This window comes from Rhodococcus sovatensis, assembly GCF_037327425.1.
Lineage (GTDB): Bacteria > Actinomycetota > Actinomycetes > Mycobacteriales > Mycobacteriaceae > Rhodococcoides > Rhodococcoides sovatense.
Genome location: NZ_CP147846.1, coordinates 5,385,287 through 5,404,458 on the forward strand (window position 1 = coordinate 5,385,287; position 19,172 = coordinate 5,404,458).

Annotated in this window: 26 protein-coding genes; 12 read left to right on the forward strand and 14 right to left on the reverse strand. The window is 61.8% G+C overall.

Annotation, left to right across the window (positions count from 1 at the left end; translation table 11 throughout):
- Positions 1-80: 80 nt before the first annotated feature.
- Entirely contained in the window at positions 81-737 is a 657-nt protein-coding gene (locus WDS16_RS25115; RefSeq protein WP_338888637.1) for a TetR/AcrR family transcriptional regulator, read from the forward strand.
- Here the strand turns inward: WDS16_RS25115 and WDS16_RS25120 are convergent.
- Together WDS16_RS25120 and WDS16_RS25125 are read right to left on the reverse strand one after the other, a co-directional pair.
- Positions 720-2,351 (reverse strand): GMC oxidoreductase, encoded by a 1,632-nt coding sequence (locus WDS16_RS25120; protein WP_338893611.1) that lies wholly within the window; start codon positions 2,349-2,351, stop codon positions 720-722. The genes WDS16_RS25115 and WDS16_RS25120 overlap by 18 nt on opposite strands.
- Before the next feature lie 170 nt (positions 2,352-2,521).
- On the reverse strand, positions 2,522-2,992 hold the full coding sequence (locus WDS16_RS25125) for an Lrp/AsnC family transcriptional regulator (protein ID WP_338888640.1): 471 nt from the start codon (positions 2,990-2,992) through the stop codon (positions 2,522-2,524).
- 83 nt (positions 2,993-3,075) lie between these two features.
- Here WDS16_RS25125 and WDS16_RS25130 point away from each other — a divergent pair, with 83 nt between their 5' ends.
- Positions 3,076-3,495, forward strand: coding sequence for a rhodanese-like domain-containing protein (locus WDS16_RS25130; protein ID WP_338888641.1), 420 nt, complete (start codon positions 3,076-3,078; stop codon positions 3,493-3,495).
- Between the two features lie 79 nt (positions 3,496-3,574).
- Here the strand turns inward: WDS16_RS25130 and WDS16_RS25135 are convergent, their stop codons facing one another.
- Positions 3,575-4,105 carry an RBBP9/YdeN family alpha/beta hydrolase gene (locus tag WDS16_RS25135; RefSeq protein WP_338888643.1) on the reverse strand — a complete coding sequence of 177 codons (531 nt, stop codon included), beginning with the start codon at positions 4,103-4,105 and terminating at the stop codon, positions 3,575-3,577.
- A 131-nt stretch (positions 4,106-4,236) separates the two neighbouring features.
- Between WDS16_RS25135 and WDS16_RS25140 the strand changes: the two genes are divergently transcribed.
- Positions 4,237-4,674 (forward strand): Lrp/AsnC family transcriptional regulator, encoded by a 438-nt coding sequence (locus WDS16_RS25140; protein ID WP_338888645.1) that lies wholly within the window; start codon positions 4,237-4,239, stop codon positions 4,672-4,674.
- Here the strand turns inward: WDS16_RS25140 and WDS16_RS25145 are convergent, their stop codons facing one another.
- Entirely contained in the window at positions 4,675-5,238 is a 564-nt protein-coding gene (locus tag WDS16_RS25145; RefSeq protein WP_338888647.1) for a TetR/AcrR family transcriptional regulator, read from the reverse strand.
- A gap of 41 nt (positions 5,239-5,279) precedes the next feature.
- Here WDS16_RS25145 and WDS16_RS25150 point away from each other — a divergent pair, with 41 nt between their 5' ends.
- The 4 genes from WDS16_RS25150 to WDS16_RS25165 all read left to right on the forward strand — a co-directional run bounded on the left by WDS16_RS25150 (position 5,280) and on the right by WDS16_RS25165 (position 8,589).
- Complete coding sequence (locus WDS16_RS25150; protein WP_338888649.1) at positions 5,280-6,524, forward strand: KasA/KasB family beta-ketoacyl-ACP synthase; 1,245 nt, start codon at positions 5,280-5,282, stop codon at positions 6,522-6,524.
- A gap of 112 nt (positions 6,525-6,636) precedes the next feature.
- Positions 6,637-7,083, forward strand: coding sequence for a MerR family transcriptional regulator (locus WDS16_RS25155; protein WP_338888651.1), 447 nt, complete (start codon positions 6,637-6,639; stop codon positions 7,081-7,083).
- Positions 7,080-8,072, forward strand: a complete 993-nt coding sequence (locus tag WDS16_RS25160) for an aldo/keto reductase (protein ID WP_338888653.1) — start codon at positions 7,080-7,082, stop codon at positions 8,070-8,072. The genes WDS16_RS25155 and WDS16_RS25160 overlap by 4 nt, the downstream gene beginning before the upstream one ends.
- 1 nt (position 8,073) lies before the next feature.
- Entirely contained in the window at positions 8,074-8,589 is a 516-nt protein-coding gene (locus tag WDS16_RS25165) for a cysteine hydrolase family protein (RefSeq protein WP_338888655.1), read from the forward strand.
- Between the two features lie 60 nt (positions 8,590-8,649).
- Here the strand turns inward: WDS16_RS25165 and WDS16_RS25170 are convergent, their stop codons facing one another.
- Entirely contained in the window at positions 8,650-9,615 is a 966-nt protein-coding gene (locus WDS16_RS25170) for an endonuclease/exonuclease/phosphatase family protein (RefSeq protein WP_338888656.1), read from the reverse strand.
- Between the two features lie 27 nt (positions 9,616-9,642).
- Between WDS16_RS25170 and WDS16_RS25175 the strand changes: the two genes are divergently transcribed.
- Complete coding sequence (locus WDS16_RS25175) at positions 9,643-10,008, forward strand: hypothetical protein (protein WP_338888657.1); 366 nt, start codon at positions 9,643-9,645, stop codon at positions 10,006-10,008.
- Between the two features lie 82 nt (positions 10,009-10,090).
- Here WDS16_RS25175 and WDS16_RS25180 read toward each other — a convergent pair whose 3' ends face one another.
- Positions 10,091-10,507 carry a GNAT family N-acetyltransferase gene (locus WDS16_RS25180; RefSeq protein WP_338888659.1) on the reverse strand — a complete coding sequence of 139 codons (417 nt, stop codon included), beginning with the start codon at positions 10,505-10,507 and terminating at the stop codon, positions 10,091-10,093.
- A gap of 6 nt (positions 10,508-10,513) precedes the next feature.
- Positions 10,514-11,083, reverse strand: coding sequence for a cysteine hydrolase family protein (locus tag WDS16_RS25185; RefSeq protein ID WP_338888660.1), 570 nt, complete (start codon positions 11,081-11,083; stop codon positions 10,514-10,516).
- A gap of 218 nt (positions 11,084-11,301) precedes the next feature.
- On the opposite strand from WDS16_RS25185, the gene WDS16_RS25190 reads away from it, so the two are divergent.
- Positions 11,302-11,643 carry a hypothetical protein gene (locus WDS16_RS25190; protein WP_338888661.1) on the forward strand — a complete coding sequence of 114 codons (342 nt, stop codon included), beginning with the start codon at positions 11,302-11,304 and terminating at the stop codon, positions 11,641-11,643.
- Positions 11,644-11,670: 27 nt separating this feature from the next.
- Here the strand turns inward: WDS16_RS25190 and WDS16_RS25195 are convergent, their stop codons facing one another.
- Positions 11,671-12,027: a hypothetical protein gene (locus tag WDS16_RS25195; RefSeq protein ID WP_338888662.1), complete on the reverse strand. Its 357-nt coding sequence runs from the start codon at positions 12,025-12,027 to the stop codon at positions 11,671-11,673.
- A 15-nt stretch (positions 12,028-12,042) separates the two neighbouring features.
- Positions 12,043-12,933, reverse strand: coding sequence for an NAD(P)H-binding protein (locus WDS16_RS25200; protein WP_338888663.1), 891 nt, complete (start codon positions 12,931-12,933; stop codon positions 12,043-12,045).
- 118 nt (positions 12,934-13,051) lie between these two features.
- On the opposite strand from WDS16_RS25200, the gene WDS16_RS25205 reads away from it, so the two are divergent.
- The gene (locus WDS16_RS25205) at positions 13,052-13,762 is read left to right on the forward strand and encodes a winged helix-turn-helix transcriptional regulator (protein ID WP_338888664.1); all 711 of its coding nucleotides are present in this window, start codon (positions 13,052-13,054) and stop codon (positions 13,760-13,762) included.
- On the opposite strand, the gene WDS16_RS25210 is transcribed toward WDS16_RS25205, so the two are convergent.
- Positions 13,752-15,560 carry a 2-isopropylmalate synthase gene (locus WDS16_RS25210; RefSeq protein ID WP_338888665.1) on the reverse strand — a complete coding sequence of 603 codons (1,809 nt, stop codon included), beginning with the start codon at positions 15,558-15,560 and terminating at the stop codon, positions 13,752-13,754. The two genes, WDS16_RS25205 and WDS16_RS25210, sit on opposite strands and share 11 nt — an antisense overlap.
- Positions 15,561-15,699: 139 nt before the next feature.
- Between WDS16_RS25210 and WDS16_RS25215 the strand changes: the two genes are divergently transcribed.
- Complete coding sequence (locus WDS16_RS25215) at positions 15,700-16,344, forward strand: FadR/GntR family transcriptional regulator (protein WP_422395863.1); 645 nt, start codon at positions 15,700-15,702, stop codon at positions 16,342-16,344.
- 30 nt (positions 16,345-16,374) lie between these two features.
- Here WDS16_RS25215 and WDS16_RS25220 read toward each other — a convergent pair whose 3' ends face one another.
- Together WDS16_RS25220 and WDS16_RS25225 are read right to left on the reverse strand one after the other, a co-directional pair.
- A complete protein-coding gene (locus tag WDS16_RS25220) occupies positions 16,375-16,581 on the reverse strand; it encodes a hypothetical protein (protein WP_338888667.1) in 207 nt (68 codons plus the stop codon).
- Positions 16,582-16,602: 21 nt separating this feature from the next.
- Positions 16,603-16,836, reverse strand: a complete 234-nt coding sequence (locus WDS16_RS25225) for a PLD nuclease N-terminal domain-containing protein (RefSeq protein WP_338888669.1) — start codon at positions 16,834-16,836, stop codon at positions 16,603-16,605.
- A gap of 212 nt (positions 16,837-17,048) precedes the next feature.
- Between WDS16_RS25225 and WDS16_RS25230 the strand changes: the two genes are divergently transcribed.
- Positions 17,049-17,405, forward strand: coding sequence for a hypothetical protein (locus WDS16_RS25230; RefSeq protein ID WP_338888671.1), 357 nt, complete (start codon positions 17,049-17,051; stop codon positions 17,403-17,405).
- Positions 17,406-17,447: 42 nt separating this feature from the next.
- On the opposite strand, the gene WDS16_RS25235 is transcribed toward WDS16_RS25230, so the two are convergent.
- Both WDS16_RS25235 and WDS16_RS25240 read right to left on the reverse strand, forming a co-directional pair.
- A complete protein-coding gene (locus tag WDS16_RS25235) occupies positions 17,448-17,897 on the reverse strand; it encodes a hypothetical protein (protein WP_338888672.1) in 450 nt (149 codons plus the stop codon).
- A gap of 62 nt (positions 17,898-17,959) precedes the next feature.
- Entirely contained in the window at positions 17,960-19,159 is a 1,200-nt protein-coding gene (locus WDS16_RS25240) for a citrate synthase (RefSeq protein ID WP_338888674.1), read from the reverse strand.
- Positions 19,160-19,172: the final 13 nt, after the last annotated feature.

Here is a 19,172-nt window from a genome sequence, read left to right on the forward strand (position 1 = left end):
CTTGACGACTGCCCAAAGTTTGAAAATATGACGTCGGGCTTACACTGACCTACGACGAGCGCGCGGAAAGGACACGGACAATGACGCAGACTGCCGATCCGCGCGCACGAATCGAAGAGCGTGCCCGCAACAAGTTCGAGGCCAAACGGACCGAGCTGGCGGAGGCGACGCTGCACACGCTCGCCGAACTCGGATATGCACGCACATCGCTCCGGGAGATCGCGCAGAATTCCGAGTATTCACACGGCGTGCTGCATTACTACTTCACCGACAAGCTCGACCTCATCACCCATGCGGTGCGTCAATACGAAGCCATCTGCGTCACCCGCTACGACGAGGTGGTCGCAAGCGCTGTCGACGCCGAGCACCTGTTCTCCGACTTCTCCGAGAAGTACTTCGGCACGCTGGTCGCGGACGCTGGAATACACCGATTGTGGTACGACCTGCGGAACCAGGCCCTGTTCGACGGCTTGTTCCGCACCGACGTTCTCGACATCGAAGCGCGTCGCGAGGACATGATCTGGCGCGTGGTCGTTCGCTACTGCGATCTCCTGGGAACTACGCCGACAATGGACCGGGCGTCGGCCTACATCCTTCTCGATGGCATCTTCCAGCGGGCGCTGCTGCACCACTTCGCTGGAAACGTCGACGAGATCGACGCCGCGCGTGGTCAGCTCCGGGCCGCATTCGCGATGTTGGACTCCGTGACGAGCAGCGTGTCAGCCGCGCGCTCGTAGCACTGCTTCGACGTTGCGCTCGGCCAATGCACTGATGGTCAGCGACGGATTGACGATCCCGGTGCTGCCGGGCACAAGTGAACCGTCGACGACGTACAAGCCGTCGTAACCGTTCACCCGGCCGTATCCGTCGGTCGCCTTCCCCAGTACGACGCCACCCAGCGGATGAGCGGTGAACGTCGCGTTGACATCCCGCACACCCAATGGCGGATATCCAGTGCCGATGTTCGACCGTTCGGCGATCGTGTTGTGCACCGCTCGGAGCGCTTCCTCGACGTATCGGTTGCCTTGGTCCGGCCACTCGAGATTGACAGCGTCGGATGCTCGGTCGTAGACGAACCGGCCACGAGTGGGGTCGAGAACCATGCCGAGTGAACCGAGGAGAGATAGGTCGACGGGGGAGCCGGGTACGTACCAATTCTCCAATGTCAGCGGCGTACCCGACTCGTCCGTGATGCGCGTCGCCGAGGGGGAGCCCTGTACGACGCCGACGCCCTCTGGACTCATGCCGCGCACCAGAGCTGCGTCACCGTTGGTGCCCCAGCCTTCGCCGATGTGCTCGTCGAGGTTCGGCAACGACCCGGTGTCGCGAGCGCGAACCAACAGCTCGGAAGTGCCCATGGAACCTGCGCCGAGGAACAGCCTGTCGCAGGTGATGGTGCGTCGATCGATCACCGAGGCGTCGGCCGCGAGGATGGACACGGTCAGGGCGTACCTTCCGTTCGGCTCCTGCGTGACGGTGGTGACCTCGTGGCGAGGATGGATCGTGCATCGACCGGTCGCTTCCGCCGCTGCCAGGTAGTTCTGCGTCAGATCGAACTTTGCGCCATTGGAATTCCCGAGATTGGATTCGCCCAGGATGGCCGATGGTCGCGATCTGCCGTTCAGTTCCGCGCGGACGGTGTCCCAGTTCCAGATTCCGTCGATGCGGGACGGGGTGTACCCGGCGCGGCGGACCTGCGCGTCCCACACCCTCGAGTGCGTGAACGGAGCGGAAGCGTAGACGTCGTCCGGCATGGCGGACAATCGCAGTTCGGATCGCACTCGGGGGTAGTACACCGAGGACAGTTCGTCGTAGGACAGCGTGGACCCGAACACAGCGTCGAAGTAGCGGCGTTCCGGGGCGATCATGACGCCGGTGAAGACAAGCGACCCACCGCCCACACCTGCGGCTCGCCACACGTCGATGGATCCGTGTTCGGACACATCGAAGACTCCGCCGAACGAGTCGGTGGGAACGGTGGGCAGGCCCGTCAGTGGTGCGAGGCCTGGGCTTCGCCAGAATGCGCGACCGTCTGGCATGAAGTCGTTGGCGAAGACCTGCCGGAACGGGTGACTGGGCCAACGTGATCCGCGTTCGACGATGGTGACCGTCACGCCCGCGTCAGCCAAACGGCGTGCGGTGATGGCCGCACCGAACCCGGACCCCACCACGATGGCGTCCGAGTGGTCCGGTGCGGACGGAACCGCGCCGTAGATTTCGGGCACGAACTGCGCGTACATCGAGTCGAGAACCGGTGCCGCAGCAGCGCGGTGAGCGGTACTGCCGAGAAGTGATGCAGCGGCAGCTGTTCCTGCGATTCCAGCCGCCCTGACAAAATTTCGACGGTTCATGCTCATGATTCCACCCTCGCCCGACGAGTTGCGTCGGCCACGAGTGCGGCGACGCAAGCGAGCATCGGTTACCGGCGAGTAAGTTGTCCACACGGAGTGACCCGTTTGCCGTCAGCATCACGTCGTGGGGAACATGTGGCACGCGCCACTGATCTGGAAAGATCGGCTGGTCAGGCCGGGGTTATGTGCCTGGATGGAACCGGGCTCGAGTAGACGACGTTGGTCGTGATGCCACCGAGCGTGGCGAGCCGTCCGGTAATTCGTTCGAGGTCGCGCATCGACCGTGCCAGCACTTTGATGATGAAGCAGTCCGCGCCGGTGACGTGATGTGCCTCGATGACTTCGGGAAGCGAGTCGGCCAGATCGTGGAACGGCTTGTAGTTGCCCGTCGGGTAGGCCAACCGCACGAACGCGGTGACGGTGTACCCGAGCGCTTCGGGATCGACGGTGACGGAGTAACCCGTGATTACGCCGCCGTCGGTGAGTCGTCGAACCCGATCGGCTGTTGCACTGGGCGACATACTGATTGCGCGCGCGAGTTGCGCGACACTGGCGCGCCCGTCCTGCTGCAGGAGCTCGATGATGGCGTGATCGGTCGAATCGAGGTCCAACCGTGGTTTCGACTGCACGGGTGAGAACATACCGTGGAATGTGCTGCAGAAGTGTGGTTCTTTCCGTGGATTAGTAGTTCTCTTCAGTTCGGGCGAGCTGTCTAATGATCGGCATGAAGCCATCACTGTCGGCGGCCGAGTTCTTCGCCGCGAAACTTGCGTACGAGATCGACCCGGCGGACCTCGCCGCCGACCGAGCCGCCGGTGCTCCCGTAACAGTCATCGATACCCGCTCCGAGGCGTCGTGGAGTCAGGGCCGTATCCCCGGGGCTGTGCACATCCCGAACGCTGACCTCGACAAGCGAATTTCGGAGTTCGCGGGTGACCGGGACTCGCCCATCGTCGTCTACTGCTGGGGCCCGGGATGCAACGGCAGCACGCGCGGCGCCCTCATCCTGGCAAACCTGGGCTATACGAACGTCCGAGAACTCATCGGCGGGTTCGAGTACTGGGCCCGTGAAGGCCTCGCAACCGTGAGCGACGAAGGTCGTGGGCGCCGCGCGCCGGATCCGCTGACCGCACCTGTCCGGTAGGTGCGGCCGAGTTCGCACTTGTGCAGACGAAAGCCGTCGATCGGCCTGCACAAGTGCGAACTCGTCGGGCGGTATGGGATCACTGTGCTATTCCGGCCGCGAATGCAGTGAACAGATTTCGTCCTTCAGTCCAGCCATCGAGTCCGCTGGCAGAGTTGAGATGGCCATGCAACCCAACGTCGACGTGTGCCGCACCCCATCGGACCGCGAAGTACTGAGCACGCTCTGGCGCGCAATAGGGGTCGTCGGAGCTGGTAACGACAAGTGTTGGAACAGGTATGGGTTCGTCGAGGTCGTCACCGAACTGTGCGGCGATGGCTGGAAAGATGTCGCCATGCGGGTCCGGTGGGGCTACGAGAAACAGTCCGGCCACGCGCTGGTTGTGCAGGTGGCTCCACTTGACGGCCGCCAGACAGCCGAGGCTGTGGGCAACGAGGATCGGCACCGTATCTCCGACGGACCGGTGCAGCGCCTCGGTCCAATCATCGACATCCGGCGCATCCCAGGAGGCGGGTTCGATGCGCGTCCACGCCTCGCCTTCCGATTCCCAGTGGGATTGCCAATGTGATTCATCTGAACCGCCGAGGCCCGGTACCATCACTCTGCGCATTGATTTCCTTCGTTTAGTTGCGGCATACGGCTCTCACTGTGGCACCTGATGGCAAAACATGGCGGTTGTAGGGTTGAGAACAGTTGTTCCATAAGTCGAGGGAGTGAAACGCTTTGGATTCCTTGGACGCTGTGGATCACGAGATTATTCACGTGATGCAACTCGACGGCAGGATCACGATGACCGCGCTCGCAGAGCACGTCCACCTGTCGCAGCCAGCCGCATCGGCAAGACTCCGGAAGCTCGAAGACGCCGGATATATTTCCGGCTATGCCGCGAGTGTGTCGCCTGCTCGTTTGGGACTGGGTACGCATGCTGTCATCAGGCTGCGGACAACGCACGGGCAGATCGCTGCTGCGCTGGAATTATTCGGGTCTCGTCCGGAGATCCACCGCATTTATCGCGTGACCGGTGAAGACTGCTTCGTTCTCGACGTCCATACCGCCACTCCCGAGAATTTGGAGACAGTGATCGACGCCATCGGACGCCTGGGGCCGGTCAGCACGTCGATCGTCCTTCGCGAGTATCCGGCCCACCCCATTTCGGCGTCGAGGCACGCCGAACAATAGTCAACGACTCACGCTACTTCTGAACAACGTCGCGGCCGCCGCGTCGGTGCGGTCGGCATCCCCCGTGACGAACCGATCGAGCAGCAACCCTCGGAATCCGGCCCCCAGAAGTGTTGCCTGCATGGCAGATTGCTCGTCGCCGAATCCGCATCGCTCGAACGCGGCGGACAGCGCTTCGTTCAACGACGCGACGGTCGCACCGGCGAACTCCCCCAGCACCCCGGTCTTGATCGACGCGATTCCGACCACCTGCATCAGAATTCGCGAGCTGACCGAATCCTCGCCGACCGTCATGGAACGCCACAGTTCGCCGAGTCGACTCTCGAATGCCGGTGCATCCTCGACGTCGCCGAACATATCCGAGAACGCCGGTCGCTGGCTGGTCAGCGCCTGCACGATCAGATTCTCTCGGGACTCGAAGTAGTAGATCAGCATCCGCGAACTGGTGCCCAGCGCGGCTGCGAGGGGCCGCAACGTCAGGTCGTCCAGGCCATGCGAACCGATGTAGTCGCAGACTTCGCCAAGGAGTTCTGCTCTCTTGTCGTGGTCGAGTGGGCGTGCCATTCGCTTGACTGTACCGGTCGCTACATGTACTCATGAACATCATGAGTGAAACGGTCGCTACACAAACTCGGTCGCGATCTGCGGTCATCACCGGCTATACGGCAACCACAGCACTTGCGGACGGCGCCGACCAGACCTGGGAGCGTTTGCTTCAGGGCCACAGCGGCATCGGCCCGCTCACCCACAGCTTCGTCGCGGAGTACAACTTGCCGGTCCGGATCGGTGGTGTACTTCAGTGTTCGGTTGGGGCATCGCTGACCAGAGTCGAGCAACGCCGAATGTCGTTCGTCGAACAGTTGGCGGTCGTCCTCGGACGCAGACTGTGGGCGGGTGCCGGACTCGACGACATGGATCCGGATCGGTTGGCCGTCGCGGTCGGTACCGGGTTGGGCGGCGGTGATGCTCTGATCGGCGCGGTCGACGCCATGCGGACCGGCGGCTACCGCACAGTCTCGCCGCTGTCGGTACCGATGGTGATGCCCAACGGGCCGGCCGCTCACATCGGACTGGAAGTGGGTGCCAAAGCGGGTGTATTCACACCGGTGTCGGCGTGCTCCTCCGGCTCGGAGGCACTTGCGCATGCCTGGAGACTGATCGAAACCGACGAGGCGGACGTCGTGATCGCAGGTGGCGTCGAAGGGCACATCGACGCAGTACCGATCGCCAGCTTCTCGATGATGCGAGCGATGAGCACGCGCAATGACGAACCGAGTCGCGCATCGCGGCCGTTCGACCGTGACCGCGACGGGTTCGTCTTCGGTGAAGCCGGGGCTCTGCTGATCATCGAATCGGAGGACCACGCCCGCGCACGCGGAGCACGCATTCATGGCCGACTCCTGGGCGCCGGGATCACCTCCGACGGTTACCACATCGTGGCACCGGACCCACAGGGCAACGGAATTCGGAAGGCCATGCGCAAGGCGATCGGCACAGCTGGCCTCACCGACGGCGACATCGGCCACGTCAATGCCCATGCGACGGCTACCCCGATCGGCGACGTGTCGGAAGCGACGGCCATCGCAGCCGTCACCCCGCATGCGTCGGTGTATGCGCCTAAATCTGCGCTCGGCCATTCCATCGGCGCGGTCGGTGCACTCGAAGCGATACTCACGATGCTGACCATCCGCGAATCGCAGATCCCGCCCACGCTGAACCTCGAAAACCAGGATCCAGCAATCGATCTCGACGTCGTATCCGAGCGCAGAGATCAGAGGATCGACTATGCCCTGAGCACGTCCATCGGGTTCGGGGGACACAACGTCGCGCTCGCGATCGGACGAGCGTAGAGCGGGCGAACTCAGGTCGACTGATCACTCGAGGCGGGGTGATGTAGACCACTCCGCTGTTGTGAAGTTATGGCTTGTCTTGGAGTGCACTCGAAGACGTAGCGTCGCTGTCATGAGTGCACGGATAGCTAACACCGCCATCGACGACGGCATCGGAATCGCCGAGATGGCTGCCTGCTCGGGGCTCAGCCAGGACACGCTGCGGTGGTACGAGCGCGAGGGACTGATTCCCGGCATTGCTCGCGCGTCCGACGGCCGTCGGATGTTCACACCCCGAATGGTTGCATTGGTGCAATTGCTGTCGCGACTTCGATCGACGGGCATGCCGACGGCCGATATGCGCGAATTCGCCACACTCGTCGACGGCGGTGCGGGCACTCATCAGTCGAGGATCGAACTTCTCTCCAGACATCGCGAGCGTATAGCCGAACGCCAACGGCTTCTGACCGAGGCCAGTGACGCCCTGGAAGCGAAGATTTCCCACTACGAAGATCTGATTTCGCGTGGCCTCGACTGCAATGGAACCGCGATAGACGAACAGGACCAGGAGCTGCAATGACACACCCAACTCGTAGGATTCCCGCGCTCGATCGTGACGTCACTGCTGTCGGTTTCGGCTGCATGGGCATCAACTGGGCCTACTCGACCGTCAATCCCGAATCGTCCCGCGCAGGATCGCAGGTACTTGCGCACGCGCTGGAATCCGGTATCGACTTCTTCGACACCAGCGACGCCTATGCCGCCGGGGAGAACGAGACCGTCGTCGGACAAGCTTTGGCCGGCGCGGACGTGATCGTCGCAACGAAGGGGGGACTCATCGGATCCATCGTCGACGGCACGCCGACGGTCACGCGTAACGGTCGTCCGGAGCATCTCCGTCAGGCCTGCGACGACAGCCTTCGTCGGCTCGGAATCGACACGATCGATCTGTACTACTTGCACCGCGTCGACGAGCAGGTGCCCATCGAGGAGTCGTGGGGAGCCCTGTCGGAACTCGTCGAAGCAGGCAAGGTTCGAGCACTCGGGCTCAGCGAGGTCACTATCGCCCAAGCCGACACAGCTCATGCCATCCATCCGGTTGCGGCTGTGCAGTCCGAGCTGTCGGTGTGGACCCGAGATGCGTTGGGACAGGGAACCACTCCCGACGCATCCGAAGACGGGAACATCGTCGAGTGGTCACGCGCCCACGACGCTGTATTCGTTGCGTTCTCTCCACTTGGTCGCGGATTCCTGACGGGCGAGTTGGACACCGAGAATCTCTCGTCCTCCGATTTTCGGTCCACTCTGCCCAGGTTCAACGGTGCAGCGGCGCAACAGAATCAAGCTATCGTCGAGGCCGTTGCGGAAGTGGCGCGGAGACACGAGACCACATCCGCCGCAATCGCATTGGCGTGGGTTCTTGCTCAGGGGCCGCACATCATCCCGATCCCGGGCACCACCAAGATCCGACATCTCGACGCCAATCTCTCTGCCGCACAGCTGGTGCTCACCGCCGAGGACCTCGATATCCTGAACAATGCGCCGTCCGCAATCGGTACCCGTTACTGACATGATCGGCTCGAAGACAGCACTGCTCGAGGTCGACTTTCAACCCTGGATCATCGCGCTCGGGCACGATCCCGACGTTCTCGGTCGGGCACACGGCATTCGTGAGGAGTACCGGGCGCGAGGATCGCTGGTGGTGTGCACCCGCTATCTGAGCTTGGACACGAGCGATTCGATACGCTCCGATCCTGACAGTGAAGGATCGCGCTTTCACCTCACTATGCTGCCTGAGCCCGGGGATCTCGTTGCAACTAAACATGATCGAGATATCTGGAGCAATCCGGACCTTCATCTTCAGTTGCAACTGAGCGGTATCGAGCACATCGTCGTCGACGGCTTGGTCACCGAGTTCGGCGTCGATCTGGCTGCCCGGGGCGCGCACCGCCTCGGCTATCGCGTGACAGTGAGGTCGGACGGATGCGCTGGGACATCGCTGAGTGCACACAACGCCGCCCTCGAGGCGTTGGCCGCCGCCGGTATCGACGTTCTGTCCGGTTGCGAACCACAGATGCGCACCTAATTGCCAGGTGCGCGCCGGATTGCTAGCAACTGGCCGCGCATCTGGCAATTCTGCGCGCGGCTATCCGATCGCGACGTCGACGATCAGACCGTGGTGGTCGGAACCTTCGATCGTCACGCGCTCCAAGGACTGCGCACGGGCGTCCTTGGTGAGCACGTGGTCGATTCCGATGATGGCGGGGAACTGCTTGTCCGCCGGGTACGTCGGTACGATGCCGGAACCCAGTTGGTCGGCCGCATCGGTGTACCCGGCGTCGAGTAGATCGCGGAATTGCTTGTGAAGATAGGTGGTGTTGAAGTCTCCACTGACGACGACGGGGCTGTCGGTAGCAGCGAACGCGGCCAGCTGGTGGCGCAGATTGTCGAGCTCTCGGGTCCATATGTCGGGTGGGGTGACAACGGCCGGGCCAGGATGCACTGCGACGAGGGTGAATGGCGTCGTGAACCCCACGGTGGCAACCAGATTGGTCGGTCCATAACCGTCGAGCTCTCTGGTGTCGGTCAGCGGGTAGCGGCTGTAGATTCCTGCACCACCGCCGCCGCGTTCGTCAGGAATCATGTATTGATACTGCAACAGCTGTTCGAGTCCGCGGTCTTCGAGTTTCGTCGCAAGCGTTTCTGTGAGTTCCTGGACTGTGAGGACATCGACGTCGCGTTCACGCACGGTCTCGATCAAGCTGGCGGGATCTGCAGCGCCGAACAACAGGTTGGCCTGCATGATTCGTAGCGACGGTCCGTCGACGGTATCGCTGTTGGCCACGTACAGGGGTGCGACAACCACCGTCGCGACGCCTACGACGACAACCGAGACCGTCAACAGGATCCAGCGTCGAAAAACCAGGGACACCAGCAGGCCTAGGCCGGTGACCACGAGAAACAGCGGAACGAACGACGCAATCGCGATCAGCGGATTGATCGGCGCGGTGGTGAACATCGCGGACACGGCGACAATTCCGACGGCGATCCCTACGAGGCCGAGGAACTGCGCCACGCGTCGGGCTGGGACGTTGTCCTTGATGAAACTCATACCGAAAGGTATCAGTACTGTGGTTGCATGGGTCGCGCTGAAAGTGGGATACCCCGTCCACCCGGGCTCGGAACGCTGACGATGACGGCGATGTCCGTACTCGGATTGCTGGCAATGCGGTACGACGTTCCTGCCACTCTGTCGGGTATGACCGCGCCGGACGAGATGCTGACAGGACTGCTACTCATGGGTCTGATGGTGGTAGCTGGTGCGTCGTGGTGGTACAGGACGATGCGGGTCTTGGAACAGCAGCGATGGTCGTGGCGCTGTGTTGACTCGCCACTGGTTGTACTGACGGGCGCGGCGGTGTATTTGCTGATTCCGCCTGGAAGGCAACGGACGCATGGTGCTACATATGAGGACATGCTGGCCGCAGCGATGAATCTGGTCTGAACCTGCGAAAGAACCGGAAATGGCTCATCGGTTGTGATCAGAACACGTCCGTGCCCGTGAATCGGCATGGTTACTGAGGTTCCTACAACCGCAACAGCCCCGCACTTGTCGGCGAGAAACCGCATGCGACGGTGTAGAACTGCGTCAGGTGTGGTTCGTAGTCGACGTGCAACCATTCGATCCCGGCTGAACGCAAATCCGTGACCAGGGTGGACACCAGAGTGCTACCTACGCCTTTTCGTTGTAGTCGTGGGTCGACTGCCGTGTCGAGTAGAAACGCGTGCCGACCTCCGTCCCATACCGCATGCACGAACCCGCAGAGCCTTCCGTCAGTGAACGCTCCAACCCACGACTTGCTATCCCGCTCCAACTGGGAACGCCACGAGACAAGTTCATAGTGTCCACCGAACGCATCGTGGTGAAGCTGTGAGAGTTCGGTGTCGTCGACTGGAAATCGGGTGCGATATTCGATGGTGGAGTCAGGCCGCTCGTCGTGCACAGCAGTTCAGTCCGCGAGCAGGCCGGCCGTGCTGACCACCGTCGCGAACTCCCCATGTAGGTTCGTCGCGGTGATGGACGACAGGGTTGCCGCGGGTACGGTCGTTCCGTCGGGGGCGAGACGATCGAAGGTGTGCGTGGCGTCGATCGCGAAGTACGTGTCATAGCCGAGGTTTCCGGCCATTCGCGCTGTGGTTTCGCAACAGTGATTGGTCGTGATTCCGCAGATCACTATTTGGCCGATGCCCTCGGCGCGCAGCCATGCGTCGAGATCCGGTGTGCCATAGAAGCTGGAGTTGACTCGTTTGCGAACCAACAGATCCGGTGCACCTTCGATGACATCCTTGAATGCGTGCCCTTGGCTCGACGGCGACAATGGAGAGAGCGCGTTGTCGGAGTCGTGCTGGACGAACACAATAGGCCAGGAGTTCATTCGCCAAAAGTTCACGAGCGCTTCGATATTGCTCTCGCAGGCTGGGTTGTCGCGCGGACCCCAGAACTCGGAGTCGTCGAACCCGGCTTGTACGTCGACGACTACGAGCGCGGGGCGACGTAGGTCGATCGTGGGAGCGTCCATGCGTCGAGGATAGCGGGGGAGTTCAGCTCGGGTAGTGACCGAATGACTCATTCGGTCACTGGGGGGTCGGCTGGTTTGCTGCGCAGGTTGCAGCGAGCGCGCAGGTTGCAACTTGTGCCTGGGCTGGGAGGTGCGCGTTCAGCTCGGGTAGTGACCGAATGAGACATTCGGTCACCGAGATGTGCACCCTTTTCCCCACGCAGTGGAAGACTGTATTCATGGAGCCTCGGCCGTCGATCGACGATCTACTCGAGCACTGTCGCGCTCACAATCTGGACGCAGACGTGGGCACGATGTTCCGTAGCCCCGCTCTGCGATGCCGCGGGAAGGTGTTTGCGTTCGTTGGATTCGATGGGGCCCTCATCGTCAAACTGCCGCACGCCCGCATCGTCGAGCTAGCCAGTGAGGGAGCCGCAGAACAAGTCACGATGGGCAGACGCACCATGCGTGAATGGGCAGAAATCGCTCTGTTGGCGAGCCCGCGTTCGACAGCTGACTTGTGGTTCACCCTGGTAGAGGAGGCGCACAAGTTCGTGAGCTCGCAGCAAGTTCACCGCTGACCTGTCCAAAATCTCCAATTAGTCTGATCAAGAACAGATTTGGAGGAATCCCTCCGCTTCTGGGCGCAGTCGAAAGTGCTTCTGTGTCCCCTCGGCCTCGAACACTGCCGCAGTCTCCGACAGGCGCGTCATAGTGCCCTCTTGGTATGGATCGTCCCAGCTTGTCGAGGAATTGGTCTGGCGAGCATGGGGCGGATCCACCTCCCAGTACTCACCCGCGAACTTCGCCTCCAGCGCGCCACAATGGGTGTACATCTCATAGCTGTACGCGGTGCCGATCTCGACTTCCTCGGGGGAAGGCTCGGTCGGAGCTCCGCATCCGGTCACGCAGAACGCGAGCAGAGTCGCTATGCACGACCAGCGGGTGACCGGGGAACACGTCATCCATCGACATTAGCGTCAGCGGCGAGTGTCGACTGATACAGCCAACTGCAGTGCGTCGTCGAGCGGAAGAGCCGTGATGTGGCTGAATGGCGCTGAACGAGCCTTGTCCACCACGTAGTCATAGCGGTTGATGCTCGCCAAGTGGCGGCTGAAGTGGAACGAGTCTTCGGTGAACAGTGAAGTGAGAAGTGCATCGAATGTGGGATTGCTCCACGACAAACGCACAATCGGCCGGTAGGTGCCCAGCGCTTTCATGATTGCGCGGATCAGCTCTTCGTGGGTGGGTTCGGCCGAGGCAGGCATGTCGACGATCCGGCCGAGTGGCTGATCCGAGGTACCGGCCTCGACCAAGCAGTCCGTTGTGGTGTCGATGTCGACGACGGCCATTCGGTGATGGCGCCAGGGTCCCATCGGGATGACCGGGGCACGCTGAATCAGCTGCAAATATGGACGCATGCCACGAGACCGGGCGCCGAGAACCATTCCGGCACGCACCGCTGTCATTCCCGGGATACCGTCGAGCAGTTCGTTCTCGACCATGATTCTGTTGTTCTGGTATCGCGGAGGCTCGACACCGGCGGGCGCAGTGAGCGTCGTGAAAAATACGCCCCGTGCGAGCTTGGTAGCCCGTGCGGCAGTCACGAAGTGGCCGGCTGCAGCGAAGTCGCGGTCATCTTGGTCGGTGGCATCGAGTGAGTGCACGAAGTAGTACGCGACGTCTATGTCAGCGAGCGCTTCGGTGAGTCCTGCACCGGTCGAAACATCCCCAATTACAACCTCATCGAGGTCGAGCGGGGCCCGACTTCGATCGCGGACCAACCCGCGAACTCGATGCCCTTGCTCGGTCAACCGCCTCGCAACGCGAGCCCCGTTGTAGCCGCTTGCGCCGACGATGAGGACGTTCATGCTGCACTCCTTGGGGTCTCACGGACTTGAATTGATAGTACATAAGATTTAGAAGTAATCAATCAAAAAAGGAGTAGAGAGGCTCTAGTTTTGTATGTGCACTGATATCATGGCGTCCATGTCCCGACGCGACTACAACCAGTTCTGCGGACTGGCCAGCGCTCTCGACGCGGTAGGTGAGCGCTGGACGCTGCTCATCGTGCGCGACCTCATGGGCGGCCCGAAGCGGTACTCAGACTTGGCCTCGTCGTTGCACGGGATCGGTACCAGCCTGCTCGCGGTACGGATCAAGCAGCTCGAAGCCGACGGCGTAGTGGTTCGTCGAGTGCTTCCTCCGCCGGCCGCATCGACCGTCTACGAGCTGACTTCGGTCGGATGGGAACTCGCGGATGCTCTTGTCCCGCTGGCTGTGTGGGGTGCTCGCCATCAGCTCGATCCGCAGCGCCAAGACGGTCAAGGTTTCACGCCGGAATGGAGTCTCGCCGTTCTGGCGAGACTACTGAATGCGGGCTCTACAGTGGACGTCGATGCAATCTACGAATTTCACATCGACGGCGACATTGCGCACGTGACGGTGGCGGACAAGGCAACGTCTGTGACGACGGGACCTGCTCTCGGTCGGGCCGACGCAGTGATCACCACCGATTCCGGTACGCTGGCTTCCCTTGTTGCAGGGCGTATCTCGGTCGTCGACGCAGTGGGATCGGCTCGACTCGCGCTCGCTGGAGATGAGACTGCGTTGCAGGTTCTGGCCGCAGCAATCCCACCTCCTCAGGCGGCACCAGGAACGAAGCTGAACCGATTGCGCAGCTCTCCGATCAGCGAGTGAGATCGGCGGTGTCCCGTTGGTTCGCGTGTCGCACGGTATTCGCAGCATTGACGACCGCAGCCATGCTTGCGGCCAGGACGGAGCGTTCCTGTCCCGCGGCCCATCGAACGACGTTACCGACGCGGTATTCCAGCAAGGTCAATGCGTCGCTGTCGTTGCCGGTATCGACGCTGGTTTGATGGAGGCTGAGAACGTCGACATGGGTGCCGTGCGCGGCGAGGGCGTCTGTCAGTGCTTCTACGGGCCCGACACCGACATGCGCACTGGCCACTTCGGCGTCGTCGACCTTCAGTGTCAGGTCCGTGCGAATCCGACCGGCCGCCTCGGATGTGTCGTAACCTGCGAGCGAGACCGTGCGCGCGATGTCGCTGTGCGGCAAGTATGTTCGTTGGAAGATCCCCCACAGATCTCCTGCGGCCACTTCGGTGCCGGTGTCGTCAGTGTGATTCTGAACGTGCCTGGCGAAGTCGATTTGAAAGCGCCGTGGCAGTTCGATGCCGTACTCGGACTCGAGCAGGTACGCGATGCCACCTTTGCCCGATTGGGAATTGATCCGGATGACGGCGTCGTAGCTTCGACCGATGTCTGCCGGATCGATGGGCAGGTACGGCACTCGCCATTCCAGCTGCCGTTCGGATCGACCCTCTGCGGCGGCGCGAGCCCGGTGCTCGGCAAACCCCTTCTTGATCGCGTCCTGATGGGTGCCACTGAACGCGGTGTGAACGAGGTCTCCGACGTACGGATGACGCGGGTGAATCTCGATTCGGTTGCAGTACTCGACGGTTCGTCGGATCTCGTCGATGTCGGAGAAGTCGATCATCGGGTCGATACCCTGTGCGTGCAGGTTGAGCGCGAGAGTGGCGATGTCCACGTTCCCGGTGCGCTCGCCGTTCCCGAAGATGCAGCCTTCCACTCGCTGGGCGCCTGCCAGGACGGCAAGTTCGGCGCACGCGATCCCGGTGCCACGGTCGTTGTGCGGATGCACGGACAGGATGACGCTGTCGCGGCGAGACAAGTTGCGGTGCATGTACTCGATTTGATCGGCGTACACATTCGGCGTGGCGATCTCGACGGTTGCCGGCAGGTTGAGGATCACCGGACGCTCCGGGCTGGCGTCCCATAAGTCCGTCATGGCGTCGCAGATCGTCAATACGTAGTCGGGCTCGGTGAGATTGAAGACCTCGGGTGAGAATTCGAAGCGGACATTGGGCAAGTCGCCCGCATATTTCAGTACGTCTCGTCCGCCCGCGACGATGAGGTCCTGAAGGTCGGCTCGATCGTGCCCCAGGACCACATCTCGCCAGGTCGGCGCGGTGGCGGTGTACATGTGGATGACGACGGGATTGGTGATGCCGCGTATGGACGCGACGGTTCGTTCGATCAGGTCGCGGCGGGCAGGGGTGAATACGACGATCGTCACGTCGTCGGGTGCGATGTCGCTGTCGGCGATGAGGCGGACGAAGTCGTAGTCGGTCTGCGATGCAGAAGGATATCCGACTTCGATCTCCTTGTAGCCCATTCGAACCATCAGCTCGAAGAACCGTCGCTTGCGTGGTGGGTCCATCGGCTCAGCGAGGGCCTGATTGCCGTCTCGCAGGTCGACCGGTACCCAGAGTGGGGCTTGGGTGAGGCGACGAGTCGGCCACACGCGGTCGGTGAGGGGAACCTCGACGCGGGAGTAGACGTCGGAGTAGCGGTGCGACGGCATCTGGGAGTGGCGCTGCCGGTTCCAGGTCGGCGCATGCTCGGGCACTGGGCCGGCGGGTGAAGACACGCGGTGCGACGATGCGGAGGTCATGACTTGTCCTTGCTTCTGCTGGGCCTCGCCGTCTCGGCTGAGATGATGTAGCCCGATGGTGGGTATGACTAGACGGTAGCAGAACTCCTCAGACAAGTAGAGAAGTAAGGTGTTGGTTGTGGGCATACAACGAGTCACGATGGCAGACCAGGCGGCAGAGTTGTTGCTCGGTCGCATCACGTCTGGAGAGTGGAATCTCGGGGAGAAACTCCCAGGTGAGACCACGCTTGCGCCTCAGCTGGGTGTCGGGCGATCGACTGTCCGCGAGGCAATCCGCCAGCTGGCCGGGCGTGGCGTGCTCACTACTCGCCAAGGGGCGGGAGTGTTCGTAGCGGCCCTCGATGTTCGTGACGATTGGGACACTGTGCTGCAGCGTGCTGACATCATCGCGGTGATCGAAGCGCGCAACGCAATCGAAACGGCGGCGGCAGGGCTGGCGGCCCAGCGTCGGTCGGCTACGGATTTGAAGCGAATAAAGCGTGCCCTGGCCGAACGGCAGATACGACGATCGGCGATCGAAGAACACGTCGACGCCGACATCGCCTTTCATCGCTACGTCGTCGCAGCCGCGCAGAACCCCATCCTCGATGAACTCTTCGACAGTTTCACCCCGCGTGTGCGGCAGTCGATGATCGAAATGTTGCGCATACATCAGGAATTCGGCAGCGACAGCGATCACGATGCCCACGTTCAGCTGGCCGATGCCATCGCGAACCACGACGAATCGAGGGCCGAAGAACTGAGCCGATCACATCTGCTCTCGTTGAAGAATCGACTTAAGTGATCCCACTCCGGAGTCACAGCAGGGTGGCGACTAGCGCCAACCGTCCTGGTCGAGCACGCTGACCACGTACGGCTCACCGTCCACGGGCTCGAAGGTCACAGTGAGGGTGCTTCGCGTCCGCCTGCGCAGCAGCATGTGCGCGACGCGCTTGGCCTCGTCCTCTGTTCTGGTTTCATGCGGCGGCCCTGACGCTTCGATGTCGAGAGACTCTGGAGAGTCCTCGGCTACCCAGTACACCGGGCTGGTCGGTCGACCTGTTCATCCGCGTTCCTCGGTGGCGAGCAACCGCCCTCGATTGCCGCCGTCGGCTCCGTACGGGTAACGCTTCCCCACTGCGAACCAGAGGATCGGCCCGACGATCGGCAGGACGAATGCAACGAACGCCCACGCAACCTTGGCGACAGATCCCAGAATGGGATCACGGGTGATCGACACCAGAGCTGCAACGAAGAGTACGAAGGCGATCGTGCCGGCTGCGGATGCAGAAACCATGGGTTTCACCGTAGCCCTCGACTGCCGCTCGAGTTCGCACTTATGCAGACGATGACGGCGCTTTTGCCTGCATAAGTGCGAATTGGAGAGTTGTCAGCCTCACAGATCGAGGTACAGTGAAACCGAATTGCCGATCCACTCACCGGCCCCGCCTCCGACATGGCGAACACTATGACACTTCTCGATGAGAGGGCGACGACCCTTTCTGTCCGGTGAACCCCAATCGACCGCGTCGGGCGCGGAAAGATGGTTGGGCACTGCACTATCTCGCACAGTGGCGTCAGCGCGTCGAATCGGTCGAGCGGCGAGTACGCGTCGGATCGAGATCCCCGTTCGACAATGGGGTGCCGCTACTGCTCGGGTTCACTGGCTGTCCCATGTGCGATGGGCACTTCTTCGGCGATGGCGCTCGCGACCGACTGGAACGACTCATGCGCCGTGACGGTCGGCATGCTCATCGGTTGCGAGTCGCTGTCACCGAACTCGACGAGCGCTATCGCGATGCGACCGTCGAAGTTTCGGCCCCTGCGACATTCCCCTGGTGGGAGCGGCGAGTTCCGTGGGTGTGATTGTCGGTACCAGCGTGGCGCTCGTTGCGTTCACAGACTTCGCTACCAATGCCACGCCTCGCCGCCGACATTGTCGATCGTCCGCTGCAGCACTCGAATGGTCGTCGCGAAGTCATCCTTGCTGATTTCCTGCATGCGTTCTGCTTGTAGATCCTGTTGCAGTGCGGCTGCCCGTTCGAAGAGTTCGGAGCCCAGGCTGGTCGACTTCAGCTGCGAATCAGTCTGCTGCACCCACCCTTTCGCAATCGCAGAATCGATTGCCTCCACAATCGCTTCGGGAGTGGAGTTGTGGCCGATCTTCTCGATGGTGGCGTCGCGGTCGACGCCCTCCGGATCGAGGGAGACTTGATGCAGAAGCCACCATTCGGGCTGCGAGAGACCGATATCGCGTAGTGCGCCACGAGTGCGCGCACCAATGGCCTCCCCGGCGCGCACAGTCCAGAAGCCGAGGGGTTGATTTTCGGGCGGTTGCATTGCTCGTTGTGTCGACATGGGAGCGACAGTAGGACCTCAACTTTACTCGAGGTCAAGGGGCCTTGGAGTCACCATCGGATTCAGCTCACTGGACGAATACCCGTGTAGATCCCCGGCACTCGGAAGCGCAGGGGCTCCTCGTCGTATTCCTCCAGTGCGTGTGCGGTCCATCCCACGATACGAGCGATCGCGAATATAGCCTCTGGCGCGTCGGGACGTAATCCGTACGCACAGGTGAACGTGGCAAGGGCGAAATCTGAATTCGGAAAGGTATCGAATCGGTCGCTCATCTCCTCGATCACGACGTCCGACGCCGCAATTACTGCGGGGTCGGCGCCGAGGGCGGGGTCCCGGAGCAGCCGAAGCAGTTCTTCGGCACGGGGGTCACGATCGGTGTAGATGACGTGCCCGAATCCAGGGACTCGGGTTCCAGACCTGAGCTGTTGCGCCAGAGCAGCAATCGGATCCTCGCGTGCAGCCATCAGGAACCGATACGCAGGCTCGGCGGCGGAACCATGAAGAGGGCCGTCGATGCATCCGAGTCCTGCCGAGAGGACAGAATAAAGATGTGCACGCGTACTGGCGGCTACTCGAACGGCGAGGGTCGACGCGGCAAGTCCATGATCGGCCATCAGGTTCAGCCCGGCCTGGAGTATCACCAGTCCTCGAGAATCCGACGTCTCGGACTGCAAGCCGTCCCAAATCAGCTTTGCCACTGACTGTTCCGTCGAAGATGCGCCGAGCGATGCACCAATCGTCGCCAAGAGATGTCCGGCTTCTACGATCACCGACTTCGCGCCGATGTCGAATCGCATCGGCCGATACGTCGCGGCGATGTCGACGGCAATGCGTATTCGGTCGATCGACCGGCAGTCCGGCGCCATCAGTGCTATCGCTCCTTGGCATCGCTGCACGACGACAGGATCCGCAGTGAATTGAACATCGTCATCGAGGTCGCCCGTCCATATGAACTGGGCGATGGACTCGAAAGTACGAGAGCTGAGCTCGACGGCGTCGCGTCCTCGGTAGTAGAGGGTGTCGTGATCGAGCAATGTGGTTCGAGTCCGAATGCGTTCCACTGCACCGATATCGGTTCGACGCGCGGTGTCACGTCCGGCGAGAGATTCCACCTCGTCGACGTCGAACATGCTTCCTCGCACGCCGGGCAGGCGAGTGCTGGTCAGCATGCCCCGGCTGACGTAGGCGTACACCGTCTCGGGCTTGACGCCCAACCGCGCCGCGGCCTGTGCTGTCGTGAGTAGATCTCGACCGTCGTTCATATTGATCCAATCA